Origin of the sequence: Rufibacter ruber (assembly GCF_001647275.1) — a bacterium.
GTDB lineage: Bacteria > Bacteroidota > Bacteroidia > Cytophagales > Hymenobacteraceae > Nibribacter > Nibribacter ruber_C.
In genome coordinates, this window is the sequence record NZ_LRMM01000081.1 from 1 (window position 1) to 19,106 (window position 19,106).

The 19,106-nt window shown below is 50.0% G+C and carries 10 protein-coding genes and 1 pseudogene; 6 read left to right on the forward strand and 5 right to left on the reverse strand.

The window, feature by feature from the left end; genetic code table 11:
* Nucleotides 1–145 precede the first annotated feature (145 nt).
* A complete protein-coding gene (lysS, locus tag A8O25_RS19915) occupies nucleotides 146–1,672 on the reverse strand; it encodes a lysine--tRNA ligase (RefSeq protein WP_066838869.1) in 1,527 nt (508 codons plus the stop codon).
* Nucleotides 1,673–3,038: 1,366 nt separating this feature from the next.
* Complete coding sequence (locus A8O25_RS19930; protein WP_066838878.1) at nucleotides 3,039–4,031, reverse strand: aldo/keto reductase; 993 nt, start codon at nucleotides 4,029–4,031, stop codon at nucleotides 3,039–3,041.
* 205 nt (nucleotides 4,032–4,236) lie between these two features.
* Between A8O25_RS19930 and A8O25_RS19935 the strand changes: the two genes are divergently transcribed.
* On the forward strand, nucleotides 4,237–4,704 hold the full coding sequence (locus A8O25_RS19935; protein ID WP_153042846.1) for a hypothetical protein: 468 nt from the start codon (nucleotides 4,237–4,239) through the stop codon (nucleotides 4,702–4,704).
* 292 nt (nucleotides 4,705–4,996) lie between these two features.
* Here A8O25_RS19935 and A8O25_RS19940 read toward each other — a convergent pair whose 3' ends face one another.
* Nucleotides 4,997–6,031 carry a hypothetical protein gene (locus tag A8O25_RS19940; protein WP_066838885.1) on the reverse strand — a complete coding sequence of 345 codons (1,035 nt, stop codon included), beginning with the start codon at nucleotides 6,029–6,031 and terminating at the stop codon, nucleotides 4,997–4,999.
* Between the two features lie 1,013 nt (nucleotides 6,032–7,044).
* On the opposite strand from A8O25_RS19940, the gene A8O25_RS19945 reads away from it, so the two are divergent.
* The 4 genes from A8O25_RS19945 (at nucleotide 7,045) to A8O25_RS19970 (ending at nucleotide 15,578) form a co-directional block, all read left to right on the forward strand.
* Complete coding sequence (locus tag A8O25_RS19945; RefSeq protein ID WP_161947798.1) at nucleotides 7,045–10,683, forward strand: Ig-like domain-containing protein; 3,639 nt, start codon at nucleotides 7,045–7,047, stop codon at nucleotides 10,681–10,683.
* A 336-nt stretch (nucleotides 10,684–11,019) separates the two neighbouring features.
* Nucleotides 11,020–12,732: a gamma-glutamyltransferase gene (gene ggt / locus A8O25_RS19950; RefSeq protein ID WP_082893782.1), complete on the forward strand. Its 1,713-nt coding sequence runs from the start codon at nucleotides 11,020–11,022 to the stop codon at nucleotides 12,730–12,732.
* 129 nt (nucleotides 12,733–12,861) lie between these two features.
* Entirely contained in the window at nucleotides 12,862–13,776 is a 915-nt protein-coding gene (locus A8O25_RS19955; RefSeq protein ID WP_066838894.1) for a PorP/SprF family type IX secretion system membrane protein, read from the forward strand.
* A gap of 638 nt (nucleotides 13,777–14,414) precedes the next feature.
* On the forward strand, nucleotides 14,415–15,578 hold the full coding sequence (locus tag A8O25_RS19970) for a trans-sulfuration enzyme family protein (RefSeq protein ID WP_066838904.1): 1,164 nt from the start codon (nucleotides 14,415–14,417) through the stop codon (nucleotides 15,576–15,578).
* An 81-nt stretch (nucleotides 15,579–15,659) separates the two neighbouring features.
* Here A8O25_RS19970 and A8O25_RS19975 read toward each other — a convergent pair whose 3' ends face one another.
* Both A8O25_RS19975 and A8O25_RS24415 read right to left on the reverse strand, forming a co-directional pair.
* A complete protein-coding gene (locus A8O25_RS19975; protein ID WP_420911800.1) occupies nucleotides 15,660–17,057 on the reverse strand; it encodes a carboxy terminal-processing peptidase in 1,398 nt (465 codons plus the stop codon).
* 24 nt (nucleotides 17,058–17,081) lie between these two features.
* Nucleotides 17,082–17,767 (reverse strand): annotated as a pseudogene (locus tag A8O25_RS24415) (tail-specific protease); the annotation flags it as partial.
* Nucleotides 17,768–18,099: 332 nt separating this feature from the next.
* Here A8O25_RS24415 and A8O25_RS19980 point away from each other — a divergent pair.
* A complete protein-coding gene (locus A8O25_RS19980; protein ID WP_066838911.1) occupies nucleotides 18,100–18,942 on the forward strand; it encodes an energy transducer TonB in 843 nt (280 codons plus the stop codon).
* Nucleotides 18,943–19,106 lie beyond the last annotated feature (164 nt).

Consider the following 19,106-nt stretch of genomic DNA (forward strand, 5'->3'; position numbering starts at 1 on the left):
GCTTTGGTTCGAACAAGCGCGAAAACAGAAATGCCGTCCCAATTAAAAGAGACGGCATTTCTGTTTTCATGGCACTATTGCTCAGGGAACATTCTCAAATCTGAAAATTGAAAAACAGCCCCACAACCCATTGAAAATTAGCACATTACTCCGATTGGCGCTCCGGTTTCATTTGCGGGAAGAACAATACGTCCTGGATAGAGTGTGAGTTGGTCATGATCATGCTGAGGCGGTCAATGCCAATGCCCAGACCGGCGGTTGGCGGCATGCCGTACTCCAGGGCACGCAGGAAGTCTTCATCCAGCACCATGGCCTCTGTGTCGCCGCGTTTGCCCAGTTCCAGTTGCTCCTCAAAGCGGGCGCGCTGGTCAATGGGGTCGTTGAGCTCAGAGAAGGAGTTACAGATTTCCTTGCCGTTGCAGATGGCCTCAAAACGCTCCACCAGACCTTCTTTGCTGCGGTGCTTCTTGGCCAGCGGGCTCATTTCTACAGGGTAGTCGGTGATGAACGTAGGCTGGATCAATTTGCCTTCGCACTTCTCCCCGAAGATTTCATCAATGATCTTGCCTTTGCCAATGTTCGGGTCCAGTTTGATGCCCAGGCTGGCGGCGGTTTCACGCAGTTGCGGCTCGTCCATGGCAGAGATGTCAATGCCGGTGAAGTGCTCAATGGCCTCAAACATGGTGAAACGTTTCCAGGGGCGGGCGAAGTTGATCACGTTCTCTCCCACCTGCACTTCAGTGGTGCCGTGCAGGGCAATGGCCACGCGCTCCACCATTTCCTCCACCAGGTCCATCATCCAGTAGTAGTCTTTGTAGGCCACGTACAGCTCCACCTGGGTGAACTCCGGGTTGTGGAAACGGCTCATGCCTTCGTTTCTAAAGTCTTTGGAGAACTCGTACACGCCGTCAAAACCGCCCACAATCAGACGCTTCAGGTACAGCTCATTGGCGATGCGCAGGTACAGAGTCATGTCCAGGGTGTTGTGGTGCGTCTTGAACGGACGGGCGGCGGCACCGCCGTACAGCGGCTGCAGGATGGGGGTTTCCACCTCCAGGTAACCGCGCTCGTTCAGGTACTCGCGCATGGTGTTCACCAGCCTGGTGCGCTTGATGAAGGTATCGCGCACGTCAGGGTTCACCACCAGGTCTACGTAGCGCTGGCGGTAGCGCAGTTCCGGGTCTGAGAAGGCATCATACACGTGCTCTACGCCGTTCTCGTCTACTTCGCGCTTTACAATAGGCAACGGTTTCAGGGACTTGGCCAGCAGTTTCAGCTCGGTCACGTGTACCGAGGTTTCACCTACCTGCGTCTTGAACACGTAGCCTTTGATCCCGATGAAGTCGCCAATGTCCAGCATCTTCTTGAACACAGTGTTGTACAGGTCCTTGTCTTCGCCCGGGGCGATGTCATCACGGCTTACATAAATCTGGATGCGGCCCGTGCTGTCCATGAGCTCGGCAAACGAGGCCTTGCCCATGATGCGGCGGCTCATCATGCGGCCTGCCAGGCTTACCTCCTGATAATTATTCTGCTCGGGATTGAAGTTTTCCTTTATTTCCTTGGCCGTGGCGGTCACGTCAAAAAGTTCTGAGGGATAGGGGTTGATGCCCATCTTCTGGAGCTCTTCGCGCTCATGGCGCCGGCGCAGTTCCTGTTCGCTTAAATGCATGGAAACGTCTTATTCAGTGGATTCTATAAATCAAACCGCGAATTTCGGAAATAATTTGCAGAATACAGGGGAATGGGAGGGAATCCTTGTTAGAAGCGGTTTATAAATGGGTTTCTGGAGTTAGGCCAAGGTTGTTTGGAGGAATGGGCGGAAAGGGGAATGTTTTTTTCCGCACCCCAGGCGTTCAGGGTTGCTCCGGTTGCAGTGAGCATGTAGCGGAGAATATAGATGCTGTGCCGTATGAGCGGGCTTTCGGTTGCAGCAGTGGCAATGCGTAGTGAGTTGTTCCCTTGGCGGGGGTGTTTGATGCGGTGCCTCATAGTCTATTCTGTTCCATTACTGCTGCTGTTGGAATGTGTAGTTCGCTGTTCCCTTGGCTTTGCCGCTTGCAGCAGTGCCTTTATTTTAGGAACACGTGGTCTGCTGTTTCCCATGGCTTTGGCGTTTGCTCCGGAGCGAAATCCCATTGCTGTTGCATTGCCTCCGGTAAGCGCTCACGGCCGCGGGGCCCAGTCCTGGCGGTGAGCACTGCTGTTAAAACTAGGCCCTCCGGCCTTGCCGCTGGAGCGGCACCGTATTAACAGAGGCGCTCACCCCCAGGACTGGTTTGGTTCCTTTACTGTAGCTGCTTGTGCTGTTATGTCTGCCTCTGCAGGTAGCTGCTGCTGCCCCGCTAGCCTGAGACGAGCCCGTGCTGCGCACATCAGCCAGGGGCAGAAGTGCTAATTTACAGAGGTGCCACCAGCAGAAGTGTTGATTGTTCATTGTTGTTTGCTTGCTTACTTATTGTTGCTTGTTTGCCGCTTTCTCTGGTTCAAGTTTCCAACTTGGACCTACAATGGCGGAAGCTTTCAGCTTCCATGGGGCGGCAGCCTCACATTACTTCTGCTTCTTCTGCCCTCTATGGCGCGGAAGTTACTTCCGTGCCTTCTAACTCCAGCTGATACTCACCCGCTGGCGTGAGTCTCCAGACGCGTGCCTACAAATGATGGGCGGTCTCTGGCTGCTCTCGCGGCGCGGCAGCCCAACCAGGCATTGCTGCTTCATTCGTACTGAATTGCCTAGGGACAAAAAGAAAGGACTCAGGACTCAAGACTCAGGACTCACTTCGATATTCCCTTCCCGGGAGGGGTTGGGGTGGGTTTTATGGCGCCTGCTCCCGCAGTTCCGCCAGCTCCTGACACCCCATGCCATCCGGAGAACCTGCGGCGTCTGTTCCAATTCCCGTTTCTGGCCTGTTTTGCTGAAAACAGGCCAGAAACAGAAGGCCTCAGGAGAAGGGGTGTCTCTTGAGGCCTTTTATCTAAAGGCGTTTTTGAGCTGTTTTTCTGAAAACAGCTCCAAAACAGAAGGAATGGCTCCTGATTTATGCTAATTCCAGTTTGTCAAGTTCACTGGTGATGAAAGCCAGCTCCTGAGGGTATAAGTGCAGGTCCATGGCTTTGGCGTTCTGGATGGTTTGCCCGGCGTTGCGGGCGCCCACCAGGGCAATGGTGATGCCGGGTTGGGCAATAGTCCAGCGTAATACCAATTGGCCGAGGGTGGCGTTTTTGTCTTCGGCCAGCGGCCGGATATTGTCCAGGAACTGATTCACCTTTTCCAGGTTGTTTGGCTGGTAGACGGGTAACTGAGCGCGGTGATCGCCTTCGTTGAAGTGGTGGCCGGGTTTGATTTTGCCGGTGAGAAGGCCGCGCTCCAGGGGGCTGTAGGCCAGAATGGCTTTGTTGTTTTCCAGACAGTAGGGCACCACATCGGCTTCAATGTCACGGTGCACCATGCTGTAGGGCACTTGGTTGGAGGCCAAGGTCACGTACTTTTCAGCCTCCTGCATTTGGGCCACGCTGTAGTTGCTCACGCCGGCTTGCCGTATTTTCCCCTCTTTGAGAAGCTGGGCCACCGCCTCAAACGTCTCCTGAATGGGCGTGGTCACGTCTGGCCAGTGTATCTGGTAGAGGTCAATGTAGTCAGTGCCCAGGCGCCGCAGGCTGTCTTCGCATTCTTTGATGATGCTTTCGCGACCCGCGTATTTATAGACATCAATGGGGTTACCCTGGTTGTCCTGGCTGTGCATGGCAAAGTCGCCTTGGGCCAAGTCCCAGCGCATGCCAAATTTGGTCAGGATCTGCACCTGGTCGCGCGGGATGCCTTTGATGGCTTCGCCCACTATCTCTTCGCTCAGGCCCTGGCCGTAGATAGGCGCGGTGTCTATAGAGGTCATGCCGTGGTCAACGGCTGCTTTGATGGCGGCTACGGCTTCCTGGCGTTCGGTCCCGCCCCACATCCAGCCGCCGGCGGCCCAGGCGCCAAACGTTAATACTGATACTTCTAAATCTGTTGCTCCTACTTTTCTGAATTCCATAAGTACTGGGTTTAAAGCTGCTGCAAAAGGACTGTTGTTCCCATTTTACGCATTTTAAAGAAAACGACTGGGCCCCAGAAAATGATGCCGAAGGGGTGGTTGCCCAAGGTATACCCGGGGGGTGTGCACGGTGCCTGGCGGACCGTTTTAATCTTTGCCGCCTTTTGCCCGTTTAAGACAAGGTTGATCCCCCAATACGAAAACTATGAAATGTGAATTGAACTTGATTTTTGAAGAGAATGACGGCACCCTTCGCTGGATTTTCAACATTTTAATCTACGCCCACCAAATCAGCGACCCCGACATAAGGAAGGCGTTGCACCCCACCCTGAAGGAGTTTCTGCACAAACGGAGCTTTCAGGAAGTGGTGCGGCTGGCCGAGACAGACATTGACGAAGGGGACTTTGTACGGGATTACCTCAAGCAGAACCTGATCAAGTTCAATGCTTCGCAGGTGAGGTTCAAAGGCGAGAAGATCAAAGCGTTGTGCTTTACCATTGAGCAGGCGGGGCAAATGCAGGCCGCCGCAGACCCTGCCTCTGTTGCCCCTGAAGTTCTGGCCTTGTTTGAGGGCCATGCCCTGAAATTAAACCAGATCAGGCACTGTGCCGAGGAGGCGTTGAAAGAAGCAGGGGCGAAAGGTGTTAAAATTGAGCGGTTCAGCCATGAATAATCTGGTGCTAGAATAAGAACCGGCTCTTTCTCTCTGGAAGCGTTTATAGCGCGCAGGCGTGCGCTTTTGCCGCCGTTTTAGGGCTATTTTTCTGAAAACAGCCCTAAAACGGCCGCACAAGCGCACGCCGGCGCCCCTAAATACAACAGAAAGCTCTAAGCCGTTTTTACTTTAAAGACACAAAAGCAGCGGGCAACACTCCATTGACAAGGGGAAGGATATAAACGTTTTCGCTGTTTTTCATAAAACAGGCCGAAAACAGAAACCGCGCGTAAAGTTCTGCTATTAAATATTATGCGGCAACCGCTAACTGCAGCGTAGCGCCGCCTTGGAACAGTGGGCCTACCTGCGTTTTCAAGCGCGCCTCCACAAAGCGGTTTTGTAGGTGCGGGGGCAGCTCCTGTACCAGCTGCCGGTACTTCTCTATGCCCATGGCTTTGGCCACGTAACTTTCATGAATCCCGTTCAGGTAACTCACAATTTCAAGCAGGGACTCATGAAACAGCCTGAAATCAATCTGGGCCTCTACAAAGCGGTCTATTTCTTTGTGAGACGAGGAGATGCGCAGTCGGCTTAAAAGGTCAAACAGGGTAGTATACCCCATGCGCCACGTAATCTGCTGCCAGTGCTGTACTGACCATTTATCCAGCACCTGGCCTGTTTTGCTGCTCCTGATGGCGGTAGCCGGGTTGTTCTGTACCTGCTGCCTAATGGTGGTGGCCGCCAATTTTCTGGTGGTTCTCAGGAACTGGCCAATTTGCGCCTGCGCCTCTATCTCTTTACCGGCTATCTGCAGGCCCGCCTTGTACCCGGCCAAAGGCAGCCTGTGAATACTGAAATCATGATAGGGACCGGCCGCATAGAAACCAATAGTTCTGGGGTAGGCGTTTTTCACCACCAGTCGGCCAGCTTCTCTTCTGATTACCGCTTCCTGGTTTGTTTTAATGCCCAAGGTGTACAGGAACGCCTGCAGACCGGCAAACACGGCATAATATGCCTGCGGAAAAGTCCAGTGCAGGGCGTTTCGCAGGTAAGTCTCGTCGCCCAGTTCGGCGGTGGCTCTTAAAGCATACTCGGTGCTCCAGCTGTTGTGGAGCATCTTGGTAAGCGCCTGCAGGTCCTGCTCAGTCAAATCAGCGGCATGCTGCCGGAAAAATACCTGATTCTGAAGTGTAGCATTTTCCTGGCTATGGTTGATATGGTAGTTAATGGCAAAAAAATAGTTCAGGAACACCTGGGCGGGAATAGACTTCCGCCAAGCAGAATCCTGGGTTTGGGGCTCCTCTGGGAAGAGCGGAATCACGTTTTCATCTGTCACCTTCTTCATGTTTTTAGAACAAATTCCAGAGGGGCAGAGTTGCATTTCCGAGTATTTGTTTATGGGTTTAAGTATGTGATACACAGGTGTTTATAAAGTGTTTTATGTAATGAAAATGAGGATGGGTCTCTCTTTGTCACAGGCATACGTGCATGCTTTGCCTTTTGGCTAGAGGATTTCTGTTTCTGGGCTGTTTTTTAAAAAGTAGCCCAGAAACGCTGGCGAAAAGCCAACGCTTAACACCAAGAAAGAAATAGTAAAAAGTAAGTTGAGAGGGCTAAACACTACCAGGTGAAAAGATAACCAGCTAGGGGAATGGGGGCTGACGCTGGTTGAGACCCTCCATTCAATTTTTAGAATGGACAATATGATAGAATAAAAATAACCAAAGCATAACATAGGGAATAAGTCTATTAGTTACTTTTGTTTATAAAAGCTGAAGCTCACCAGCTTGCACAAACATACGCTGTTCTTGATGCTGGTTACCTCTGTTATTTCCTCTCAAACCAATAATTATGATTAAACATTTACAAAAATTAAGTCTGCTTCTCATGGCTGGTCTCTGGCTAGGAGGTAGTGGTGATGTGTTGGGACAAACTTTTAACGAGGACTTTGTTTATAACAATGATGTCGCCCTTACAGAAAATGGTTGGACTGCTCATAGTAGTGGTGGAACCAATGTTATCAAAGTACAGAACAATGGTCTTAGTTATTTAAACCTGATTGGTTCAGACGTAGGAAGGGCTGTACAGTTAAATTCAACTGGGGAAGACATCAGCAAATCCTTGGGGGCTTCCTTTACGTCAGGGGCTCTCTATACTTCTTTCCTGGTTAACTTTTCAGCTGTACAAACTGCAGGTGATTATTTTCTGCATCTGGGGCCTGCTACGTTAGGTAGTAATTTCGTGCCAAGAGTTTTTGCTAAAAGTGCAACGGGAGGGTTGGTGTTAGGCGCTAGTATTTCCTCCACTTCTCCTTCTTACGGAACAGAAGTTTTAGAGCTAAATAGAACTTACCTAGTAGTGGTAAAGCATTCTTTTGTTTCAGGAAGCTCCAATGATGTTGTGCAGGTGTTTGTAAACCCAGCATTAAATGCAAGTGAGCCTGCCACGGCTTACATTAGCGCCACAGGTGGAACTGACCCCGCCAATATAGGCACTATTGCATTAAGACAAGGAAGTGCCTCAAACGCACCTACTTTGCTGGTTGATGCGATAAAAGTTGGTGCTACCTGGAATCAAGTTACTGCTGGTAGTCAAACAGATGATACAGCACCAACTCTGTCAACTACTACTCCCGCCACTGGTGCAACAGGCGTTGATACCAAGATTGATCTGATCTTAAACTTTAACGAACCCATAGTTGCGGGTACGGGTGAGGTAACATTTAATTGGAACGGAGGCTCTATGACAAAGAGCACCAAAGACCAGGGCAATGAAACCTCTGGGAACAGAGCTATTCTAAGGGATATAACGCTGGCTCCTAACACGGTATACACTATCACAGTAGCCAATAATGCCTTTAAAGATCTGGCTGGCAATTTCTTTGGAGGGGTTACCGGGAACAGCTGGACGTTCACTACCTTCAATCCAGTGGCTCCAAGTATATCTGCAGCTGTTAGCAGTCTGACGTTCCCGTTAACAGGAATGAATAGCTTTTCACCTGTGCAATCATATGAGATTGATGCATGGAACCTGACTGAAAGTATTACAATCTCTGTTACAGGACCTTACCAGATAGCCAAAGGTGAAAACGCAGCACAAGGCATTTTTGGAACTACTCCAATTTCTTTTACCCAAGCGGAGGCAGATGGAGGTGAAAAAGTGTTTGTACGCTTTGCTCCAACAGCTACCTCAGAAAATACCGGAACTATTACCCATTCTTCGGCCGGTGCTCAAAATGTAACAGTGGCCTTGACCGGAAGCAGCTATAACCCCTATGTACAAGATTTCAATGACCCTGCCTTCTTAACCAAGAGCGGCTGGAGCCAGTATAGCGTATCTGGTGCTCAGGTATGGGCAAGCACCAACTTCGGCCAGACTTGTTTAACAGGATGTAATGCCTCCACCCCAGATAAAGCCGCTCAAATCAATGGATTTGTAAATGGGGCAAATAATGTGAATGAAGACTGGTTGATTTCACCTGCTTTAGATTTAGCAAGCTTTACTAATTACCCAGTGCTGCAATTTGCCTCTATTTCAGCGTTTGCGGGTAATCAGTTGAAATTGATGTATTCCACTAATTACACGGGTTCAGGAAATCCTCAAGTGGCCACCTGGACAGAGGTACCCAACGTTTTTCCGGCTTCAAACAGCAGCATCTGGACAATTTCTCCAAACATAGAGTTACCCAAACAAGCCAATGTGTATGTGGCTTTCGTCTATACGTCAACGGCCACGGCTTCTTCTAGATGGACCATTGATAATTTTAAAGTAGAAGACAAAGCGGCCTATTACAACCTGCCAATTGCCTCATTGAATTTTGGGGAGGTAGTAAGCGGAAATACTTCTGCTCCCCAAATGTTTACCTTCAATGCAAAAGGAAATGGAAATATCACCGTTACCGCCCCAGCTGGTTTTAAGCTAAAAGCTAGCGGAGATACCTATGCGCAAAGCATAGTGGTGCAAGAAGCAGACGCCCTTCAAGGACAAACCATTTCAGTGGTATTTGCTCCTACAACAAAAGAGATGTTGATCACTGGGAAAATTTCATTTGCAGGTTCTTCTCTTACTGAAGAGGGAATTACATTGATTGGAAACTCCCTTCCAAAATCTGAGACTTTTGACATTGCCGCTTACAACATGCAGTTCTTTGGTAATGGAACACAGATTGAAGGAAGTTTCGGACCTAAAAACAGAACGTTGCAAATAGAAAATGCTGCCGAGGTGTTCAAGAAAATGAACATGGATATTGTTGGGGTAGAAGAGATCAGTGATGAGTCTGCCCTGGATGAAATGATAGCCAAATTGCCAGGTACGTATGCAAAGAGCATCTCACCAGTATATTCATATTCCATCAAACCAAACACTAGCACAGACCCATTCCCCGCTCAGAAGATAGGCTTCATTTACAATACTGCCACTGTACAACCTGTTTCCTTCAGAGTGATGTTTGAAAATCTGTATAGAGATGCCGTGGCTAAGAAAACTACTCTTATAAATGACAGTTTCTGGTCATCTGGCCGCTTGCCGTATCTGGGGATTTTTGACGTGACCATAAATGGTAAAACCCAGCGTTTGCACGTTATTGACGTTCATGCCAAATCTGGAGGACAACCAGATGACTATGACCGCAGAAAAGTAGATATTCAAGTATTAACTGACTCTCTAAACGCCCATTATGGCAACGCCAACATTGTTATTTTAGGAGACTACAATGATGATATTGCCAAGTCAATAAGAACCGGTTACCCAAGTACCTACCAGTCTATGATAGAAGATGCTGCCCGTTATAAAGCCTTGACCTATGATTTAAGCGCGGCCGGTGCCTCTACTTTCCCAAGCTCAAACAGTTTCCTGGACCACATTATCATTTCGAATGAATTAATTGATGACTATGTGGCTAGTTCCATCACCATTGAAGATCCAAGAACCTATGTGACTAATTATTCCAGCACCACCTCAGACCATCTTCCAATTTCTGCCAGATTTGCCTTCACTTCCAGCACTCCGTTGGTAACGTTTGCCCAGGCCAACCAAACCAAGGCAGAGGGAGCGGGCAAAGCCACCATTACCTTGAATGTGGCAGAGGCGGTTGCTTCTGAGCAAACCATTAAAGTGAAGGTAAGCGGTAACGGTTCTGCCTCCGCCGGTGATTATACCTTGTCGCCCGCAGCTACCAATGACGTGGTCACCCTTACGCTTCCGGCCAACGCCACCTCTGTTTCCTTTGACATTAACATCACAGATGATGCCGAAGTAGAGTTAGACGAAACACTTGATCTGGAGATTGTGGAGGTAGGCAACCTGTTGACCATCGGGACACTGAAAACAGCGGGCCTTAAAATCACAGATAATGACAAAGCCACAGTTTCTTTTGTGGCCGCCTCAGCCTCTAAACAGGAGCGTTTAGGAGGCCAAACGGTAGAGTTGTCTATGAACAAGCCAAGCCCGGTGAGCCAGACAATTACCCTCACGGTTACCAACGGTGCCGGAGTAGCCTACACTACAGACTACACCACCACGCCAGCCGTCAATAATAATGCTATCAGTTTGACGGTACCTGCCGGGCAGACCACCGCTTCTTTCATCCTGACACCTGTCAACGATCTGGTGATAGAAGAAAATGAAACCATCAGTTTTGAGATCACAGCTGTAGGGAGCCACCAGGAGATTGGAACCGCCAAAACGTTTGTTTACACTATAGAGAATGATGATACGCCGCTGGGGGTGGCAGATGCTCTGGCTGGTAACTTTGGGGTAAGCCCTAACCCAACCAGTGGGGCGGCTACTTTGCAACTTCCTGCCTCTTTGGGCAAACAGAATAACCTTACTTTACAGGTGTACAGTGTACGGGGTGAAATGATCCTGCAAGCCGTTGGTTCAGAACTAACCCTGAACAACCAACTGAGCCGTAAGCTCCGTACAGCTGCCGCCGGTATGTATGTAGTAAAAGTTCAGACAGGGGGGCAAACCTACCAAACCAGAATTGTGAAGAACTAATTGTCCGTATTCTCTTCAAAGGCCAGCCGTCCCATTTCGGCTGGCCTTTTTTTATGCGCTAATTATTGCTTTACTTTAGCGCCTGTATTTGATTTTGTTGGTTCACTAAAGTTGTTTTTCAGCTCTTTTACATCAATACTTCGGACAGTTTAGATGAGTAGAAAAAGTGCGTTAGTAGCGTTTGAGGGCATGTACAGGTTTAGCATCCAATGGTTTTTCTCCCTTTTGGGAAATACCTAACTGACATATAATTACTTAAACCCCATTTATAGCCTCTAAAGCCTCTTTTTGCCTTTTAGAATTGTCCGAAGTATTGACATAAAATAGCCCCGAAACATGAAAACCCGTTTTTTAGTCTCGTACCTCCTGGTCTTATCCTTGTTATGGGGCGGTTGCCGCACCACAGAAACCCCTAAGCCGGCTGCCGGTTCAACCAGGGGGGCCGTGGGTGCTAACGGGATGGTGGTCAGCGCCCACCCGGAGGCTACCAGAATTGGACTGGAGATTCTTAAAAAGGGAGGTAACGCTTATGATGCGGCCGTGGCCACCGGGTTTGCCTTAGCCGTCGCTTTTCCGGTGGCGGGAAATATTGGAGGCGGTGGCTTTCTGGTCTACCGTAAGCACAATGGTGAGATAGGAGCCCTTGACTACAGAGAGAAGGCGCCCGCAGCGGCAACCCGTGATATGTACTTAGACGCTCAGGGCAATGTACGCCCAGATGCCAGTACCCTGGGGCACTTAGCCGTGGGGGTTCCGGGGGCGGTAGATGGTCTGTTTACCATGCACCAGAAGCTGGGGAGTCTGAGCTGGGCCGAGGTGTTGCAGCCTTCTATTGACCTGGCCCAGAAAGGCGTGGTGCTCACCGAGAAGGAGGCCCGTGGGTTAAACCAGACCAAAGAAGAATTTGTACGTGCCAATAAATTTCCAACCCATCTTGTGCGGGAGAAACCATGGCAGCAGGGAGATGTACTACCGTTGCCAGAGCTGGCAAAGACGTTAGAGCGCATCCGGGACAACGGGAGAGCTGGGTTTTATGAAGGTGAAACAGCTACTTTACTGGTGAAAGAAATGAACCGCGGCGGCGGTATTATTTCAGCCCAGGACCTGAAGAATTACCAGTCAGTCTGGAGAACGCCGGTTACCGGTTCTTATAAAGGGTATAAAGTAATATCCATGCCCCCGCCCTCCAGCGGAGGTGTTGCCCTGGTGCAGTTGCTGAAAATGGTGGAGCCCTATGACCTGTCTGGCTGGGGGTGGCAATCGGCTAATACAGTTCACGTGATGGTGGAGGCAGAACGAAGGGTATATGCTGACCGCGCCACCTACCTGGGAGACCCGGACTTCTTTCAGGTACCCGTTGACAAACTCCTAGCGCCAGCCTACCTAAGGCAGCGTATGTCTTCCCTGCAAATGCAAAACGCCACTCCTTCAGACCAGATTATGGCTGGAAAGCTGTTGGCCTATGAAAGTGACCAGACCACGCATTACAGCATTGTTGACAAGTGGGGTAACGCAGCTTCCATCACCACCACCTTAAATGGGAATTATGGTTCTAAAGTGGTGGTAGAAGGGGCGGGTTTCCTGCTGAACAATGAGATGGATGATTTTAGCGCAAAGCCCGGGGTTCCTAACATGTTTGGGTTGATTGGCGGCGAAGCCAACGCCATTGCCCCCGGTAAGCGCATGCTCAGTTCCATGACCCCTACTATTGTAGAGAAAGATGGTCAGTTGCACCTGGTGGTAGGTACGCCTGGCGGTTCCACCATTATTACCTCAGTGTTTCAAACGGTGCTGAACGTGCTGGAGCATGGCATGACTATGCAGGAAGCAGTAAACGCCCCCAGGTTCCACCACCAGTGGCTGCCAGATAGAATTGAGCCGGAGCCAAAAGCCATTGAAAGCCAGGTGCGGGAAGAGCTGCAGAAGCGCGGGCACCAGTTCCAGGGGCGCAGCGCCATAGGCCGTGTAGACGGAATTTTACGACTGCCAAACGGTTCCTGGGAGGGAGGGGCAGACCCCAGAGGCGATGATGCCGCCGCCAGTTATTAGACCAAGGCAAAAAATGTGAACTTTAAGAAGCAGGCTTCGGTTATCCCTCCATCTAAAGCTTATAGAATTGTAACCTTTCTAAGACCGTCTAACTACAAAGACAGAGTACCCTTTAATACAGGATTAAAAATGAAGCTAAAGCAAATTTTGGTGGTTGCTTTTCTGCTAATGGCAGGAGTAGCCCAGGCGCAGATAGAGAAGCACCGTATGACGCTGCCCAGACTCTACCAGCAAAACTACTTTTACCTTAACCCTGCCTTTGCAGGGTCTGAGGGCAAGCGTGAGTTTGGACTGAACACCCACTTGAATTCCATCAAGAAAGAAGGAAGCACCTCGCCGCTGTCTGTCATTGCCCATTACCAGGGGGCAGTAGGAGATACCACCAGAAACGGGATTGGCGTGGTAGCCGTGTATGACCAGTTTGGGCCTTACTGGTTAGGCCGTTTAGGGCTGACGTATGCCAAGCGGTTCAGATTAGGGGAGTATAGCAGCATTGGGGTTGGTACCCAGCTCTCAGCAAAATACCTTAATATTGATTTGGCTGAAGCAACCAGGGGCCTTCCTGTGAAAGAGCAGATGGTGGGGCATGACAATGACCTGAGACCAGATGTAGACGTTGGGGTATGGTTGAATATCCGTAATTTTTATGCCGGGGCCACCTTTGCCTCTCTGCTGCAGCCCAACTTCAACTTAACAGAAACTGCTGAGCGGGAAGACGTGCGGGAGGTGTTTTTAACCGCAGGCTATAAGCTAGAGCTGGCAGACGAGTTCAGTATCACCCCTTCTGTTTTCTTTGACAAACCTCTGAAAGGAGGCGAGTTTGGGCAGCAGTACAGTGCGCTCGCCACCTATAAGTTCCTGTCTTTGGGGGCCACCCACCGCAACGGTGGACAATTCTCTGGGCAACAGGCACCCTGGAGCATCATGGGCGGAGTCAATATCTCTGAAAGGGTTTCCTTTCTGGGCTCTTATGATCTGACCAAAGACAAAAACGGGTACGAGCCTGATCCTCAGGTAGAGGCGAACCTTCGTTTCAGGTTTTAATTTCTTTTGAACCGCATAAAAAGGCCCACCCTACGGTGGGCTTTTTATTGGCATTTAAAACTAAAAGAAGTTTAGAGTACTCTGTTTTCCATGGCCAGGCGTCTGCTGGTGCGGTAAGGGTAGACGGGCTTCCTGTTTTTGGAAAAGTAGACCAAAAACAGGGGCGAGCGCCTACACCTGCGCCATATTAACCCATCCAGAAAGGAAATGGGGAACGCACCACTGAGGTTCTCTGGGTCAATTATTTCTTTGCGCCACAAATGCCATTGCAGGAACCTTGCCCTTATTTTTTTACGCCTCTGCGGTACCGGTAAAAGCTTAAGAAACAACTTCGGCAGAACTGTGCCCAGCTAGTGGGGCGTATAAATCAATACATAATGATACACGCTCTTATCAGGGGCTTTGCTTTAAACACAGTGGGGGGAGGAGAGCAGCAGATAGGAGCAGGTCCAGCGGGTTTTTCTGTTTTCAGGCTACTTTTTCAAAAACAGGCCGAAAACAGGAAAAGGCAAATGGTTGGCCGTTATCCAGCTGGTTACGTGCCGCAATAGAGTCCAATTAAGGGGCAAACCTACCGTATGTGCCACCCAAACCCTTTCAGCTTATGAGGAGTAGAAGATATTCTAATAAAACCGTTTATGGACCTCTCCTACATCATTAATGAATTAGGCGAAAACCGGGAGTCTTATTTGAATGCAGTTGCGCCCCCCGTTTTTCAGACCGGGAATTTCGCCTGTAAAACAGTGGCAGACATGCGCCATGCGCTGCAACATGAGACAGAGGTTGCATTCTATACCCGGGGCAAGAACCCCACGGTAGTCATGTTAGAGCAGAAGATAGCGGCTCTGGAAGGAACAGAAGCGGCCATTGCTTTTGGGAGCGGCATGGCAGCGGTGTCTGCGGCGGTTCTTTCCCGGGTGAAAGCGGGAGATCATATAGTGTGCATCAAAAAGCCCTACACCTGGGCCAATAGCCTGATGCTGAAATTTCTTCCGCGCTTTGGCGTGGAGGTAACAATGGTTGACGGCACAGACGCAGAAAATTTTAGAAGAGCCACCCAAAACAATACAGTGCTTTACTATCTGGAGAGCCCCAACTCCTTTACTTTTGAGCTGCAGGATATACGCGCGGTTACTGCCATAGCACGGGAACATAGTGTCTGCACTGTCATTGACAACAGTTTTGCCTCACCGTTGTTCCAGAACCCGGCACAAATGGGAGTGGATCTGGTCATTCACTCCGCCACCAAATACATTGGCGGCCACAGTGACGCCATGGGTGGTATAGTGTGCGGCAGCCGCGAAGCCATTCACCGTATTTTTAAGTCGGAGTACATGACCCTGGGGGCGGTGCTGTCACCCCATGAGGCCTGGCTCCTCATTCGCGGACTCAGAACCTTACCGGTGAGAATGGAGCGCGTGGCCCAAACCACCAGACAAGTGGTGGCATATCTACAACAACGGAAAGAAGTAGCCGAGATTCTTTGGCCCTTCCTGCCGTCGCACCCGCAGTATGAGCTGGCAAAAGCCCAGATGAGAAACAATACCGGCCAATTCACTGTTCGGCTGAACACAACAGACCTGAAGGTGATAGAGCGGTTCTGCGACAGTCTACGGCATTTTCTGATGGCCGCCTCCTGGGGCGGGCATGAATCCCTGATCTTTCCGGTGGCGGCTACCGTTGACCCTAATTCTTTCAGCGCAACTGGTCCGTTTAACCTGGTGCGGTTTTATATTGGGCTGGAAGATGCAGACTACCTGATAAAAGATCTGGAGCAGGCGTTTGCGCAAATGTACCCGTAGCTGTTTCTGACCTGTTTTTTAGAAAACAAACAAAAAACGCCGCTCTAAACAGAGCGCGTTTTTGCCAGAAGGTTCATTGGTCTATAAAATATCTTTGATGATAGAAACCGCCTCTTGAATATATAAGTCTTTCTTAGCGTTGCGGGTAAAAGCCTGAAAACGGGCCGACGCAGCAGTGTCTGCCGCCAGTTTACTTACATCTACCTTCAAAGTGGCTACATCAAGGGCAGGAATGGTTTTACGGGCATCTTCCAGTTTCTTGGCCTGCGCCTGATTAGCACGTTCCTGCGCCAAGTAGGTACTTAGTTTAAGGGAACGGGTAGACTGTTCGGTTCTTTCCTTAAGCTGTAAAGCGGCCTGGTTGATTAAGGAGAACGTAGGGCTGCTGTTGATTCTCTTCTTAGAAGATTCCTTCACCTTCTCAAAAGGAACAGCGGGGCTGCCCCAGGCGCTGAATTTGGCTCCCTGAATCTCATCAAACGGCAACGCGTAGTCCTGTTCCTTTTCCCCATACTTTAGATAGGTGTAGGTGTCTGGCAACGTCACGTCTGGGGTAACCCCGCGTAACTGTACCGTTTTACCAGAAATGCGGTAGTATTTCTGGGTGGTCAGTTTCAAGTGGCCCAGTGGTTTCACCGCGTCAAAAGAAGCAGGCAAAACCTGGTCTAAATCAAAGAACTGTTGAACGGTTCCTTTGCCATAGGTAGAGGAACCCACAATCACCCCGCGCTTATAGTCCTGAATGGCGGCCGCCAGAATCTCAGAGGCCGAGGCGCTGTTTTCATTCACCAACACTACCAGCGGGCCGCCGAACTGTACCTGCGGGTCACGGTCTTCCAGCACTGCCGCCGGGCCGTTGGCAGATTTAACCTGTACCACCGGTCCAGACTTGATGAAAAGCCCTACCATGTCTACCACGTCCTGCAACGAACCGCCGCCGTTGTTTCTCAGATCCAGAATGATTCCTTGGGCGTTTTCCTGCTTCAGTTTCTGTATTTCCTCCGCCACATCTTTGCCGCTGTTGCGGCCCCCGGCGTTTTTAAAGTCAGCGTAGAAACCCGGCAGGTGAATGTAGCCAATTGGTTTGGCGCCTTTGATCAACAGAGATTTGGCATAGCCCTCTTCCCGTACCACTACATCTCTGATGATAGAGATCACCTTCATGGTACCGTCTACTTTTTTCACCGTTAAGCGAACTTCTGTGCCTTTTTTGCCTCTGATCAGGCTCACCGCCTTGTCTATGCGCATGCCCTGTATATCAACCGGCGCCTGGTCGCCCTGGGCAACTTTCAGGATCAAATCACCGGGTTTGAGGTCTCCTTGCAGATAAGAAGGACTGCCTGGGGTGATTTCAGAAACCCTGATAAAGCCGTCTTTCTCCTGCAGCACCGCACCAATCCCCTCTAAGCGGCCGGAGAACTCGTAATCAAAATCCTCTTTCTCCTTCGGGGCAAAATATTCAGTATGCGGGTCATACACGTTGGCAAATGAGTTCAGGTACGTAGAGCGCCAGTCTTCATTCTCCAACTGGTTCATGCGTTTGAACAGGTCGTCATAATTCTCCCGCAGTTTCTTACGGGCGTCTGCCTCAATCTCAGGCAGGCTCTTCTTGGGTTCTTTTGAACCGGCGGTGTCTGCTTTCTCCTGGCTGTCTACGGCGTCAGCCACCCTGATCAGCGCCTGGTATTTAAGGTATTTGCGCCACTCTTCTTTCAAAGCGGCAGGCGTGGCGGCAAACTTGATGTTCTCCGGTTTTACCTCAATGGTCTCGTCCTGGTCAAAATTGAAGGGCTTGTCTAAGATTTCCTTGTAATACCCTTCCGCCTCTTTCAGTCTGTTCTTGAAGAGGGACATGGAAAGGTCAAAAAATTTGAACGACCCGTTTTTGAATTCATCATCCAGCTGGTCTGATAGGTTTTGAGCTGGTTCACGTCTGGCTGCAGCAAAAATTTCTTGTTGTAGTCCAGGCGCTCCAAGTATAAGTCAAAGGCGTGTTTTGAAAATTCATCATCCAGCCGCTCCGGGGAGTAGTGGGCCGAGCTCAGTCCCTGAACCAGTACCTTGGTCAGTACCTCGTTCTTCTGGTCCCGGGCCACCCCGTCCTTTTCCAGGAGCTTGTAGGAAGCGATGCCAAATACCACTGTGGCAGCAGTACTGTAGGCAACCAGTTTCGTCTTGAAGGAGAACATATTTAGATTTAAATAAAGTCAGCAAATATATGTACAAAAGTAGTGCCGTTTCTCTGGGGGAATACTTTCTCTTAAACGCAAAGTGGCGTTGAAAGGTGTGAGAACAGACTTTAATTTGTAGAAGAACTCAAAGTAAGCAGAAGCATTGATTTTTCAGCATTCCTGTTCCCCTTTTTAACAGAATTTTAAAGCTATTTGTTTCTTACCAGCTTTCATAGAAGCATAAACTGTAGGTAAACGATAAAATTATAATTGGCCAGGTTATGGAAATTAAGCGGGGCAGACATCTTATGCGAAACAGAAACCATTTGTCTACTTAAACCACTACCGCCATGGAAAACAAAACCGCACCACAAGCCACCCTCCTGGACATGATCTTTGACGGGCGAAACAAAGCCTATGGCGCTTACCTGCTGCGCAGGTTGTACCACCGGCACTTGTCCCAGGCCCTGCTCATGGCCGTCTCCCTTTCTACCCTGTTAATCAGTTTACCCGTGATAGGGACCAAACTTTTTGGGGAAGATGACAGGGCGGTAGTTCCTGAGGCAAAGCCAAGGCTAAGAGAAATGATTTCAGTACAGCTCCCCAAAATAGAAGAAAAAGTTGAACCGGTGAGGCAGCAGGAGCCAGCCAGCCCCAAGCCCGCGGGCAAGACCATCAGAAATGTGACCTATAAAGTAGAGCAGGACCAGCTGGTGAGGAACGAGCAGATTCCTACGCAGGAAGATCTAAAGACGGCCAACGCTTCTACGGTCACTTCTGAGGGCAATGGGTTGGGCAGGATAGATGACCCAATGGCGGGTACCGGTACAGGCCCCGGCGGCACTGGTGAAGGGGCAGGGACCGCCCCGGAGAAAACTGAAATATTCATTAGCGTGCAGGAGATGCCGGAATTTGAGGGCGGAATGAAAAAACTGATGGACTTTGTAGGCAGAAACCTCAGATACCCCAGGGCAGCCCAGAGCCAGGGCGTGGAAGGAACCGTGGTCACCAGCTTTGTGGTGAGCCCTACCGGTGAACTTACAGAGATCTCTATCCTGAAAGGGCTGGGATACGGCACCGAGGAGGAGGTGGTGCGCGTGCTGTCAAAAATGCCCCGCTGGAAACCAGGTATCCAGAACGGACGGGCCGTGCCCGTACGCATGACCCTCCCCATCAGGCTGGAGCTAAAGTAACAGTGAACGGGTTTGGCCTCTCAGAAAAAAATACAGTTGGATACCGCTTCTGTTTTTGCTGTTTTCAGAAAAACAGGCCGAAAACAGAAAGGGTGGCTTCACCCAAGACAGAACGAACCAGGGAAGGCGCGTTGATGTACAGATTGATTTTGTCTGGCGAAACG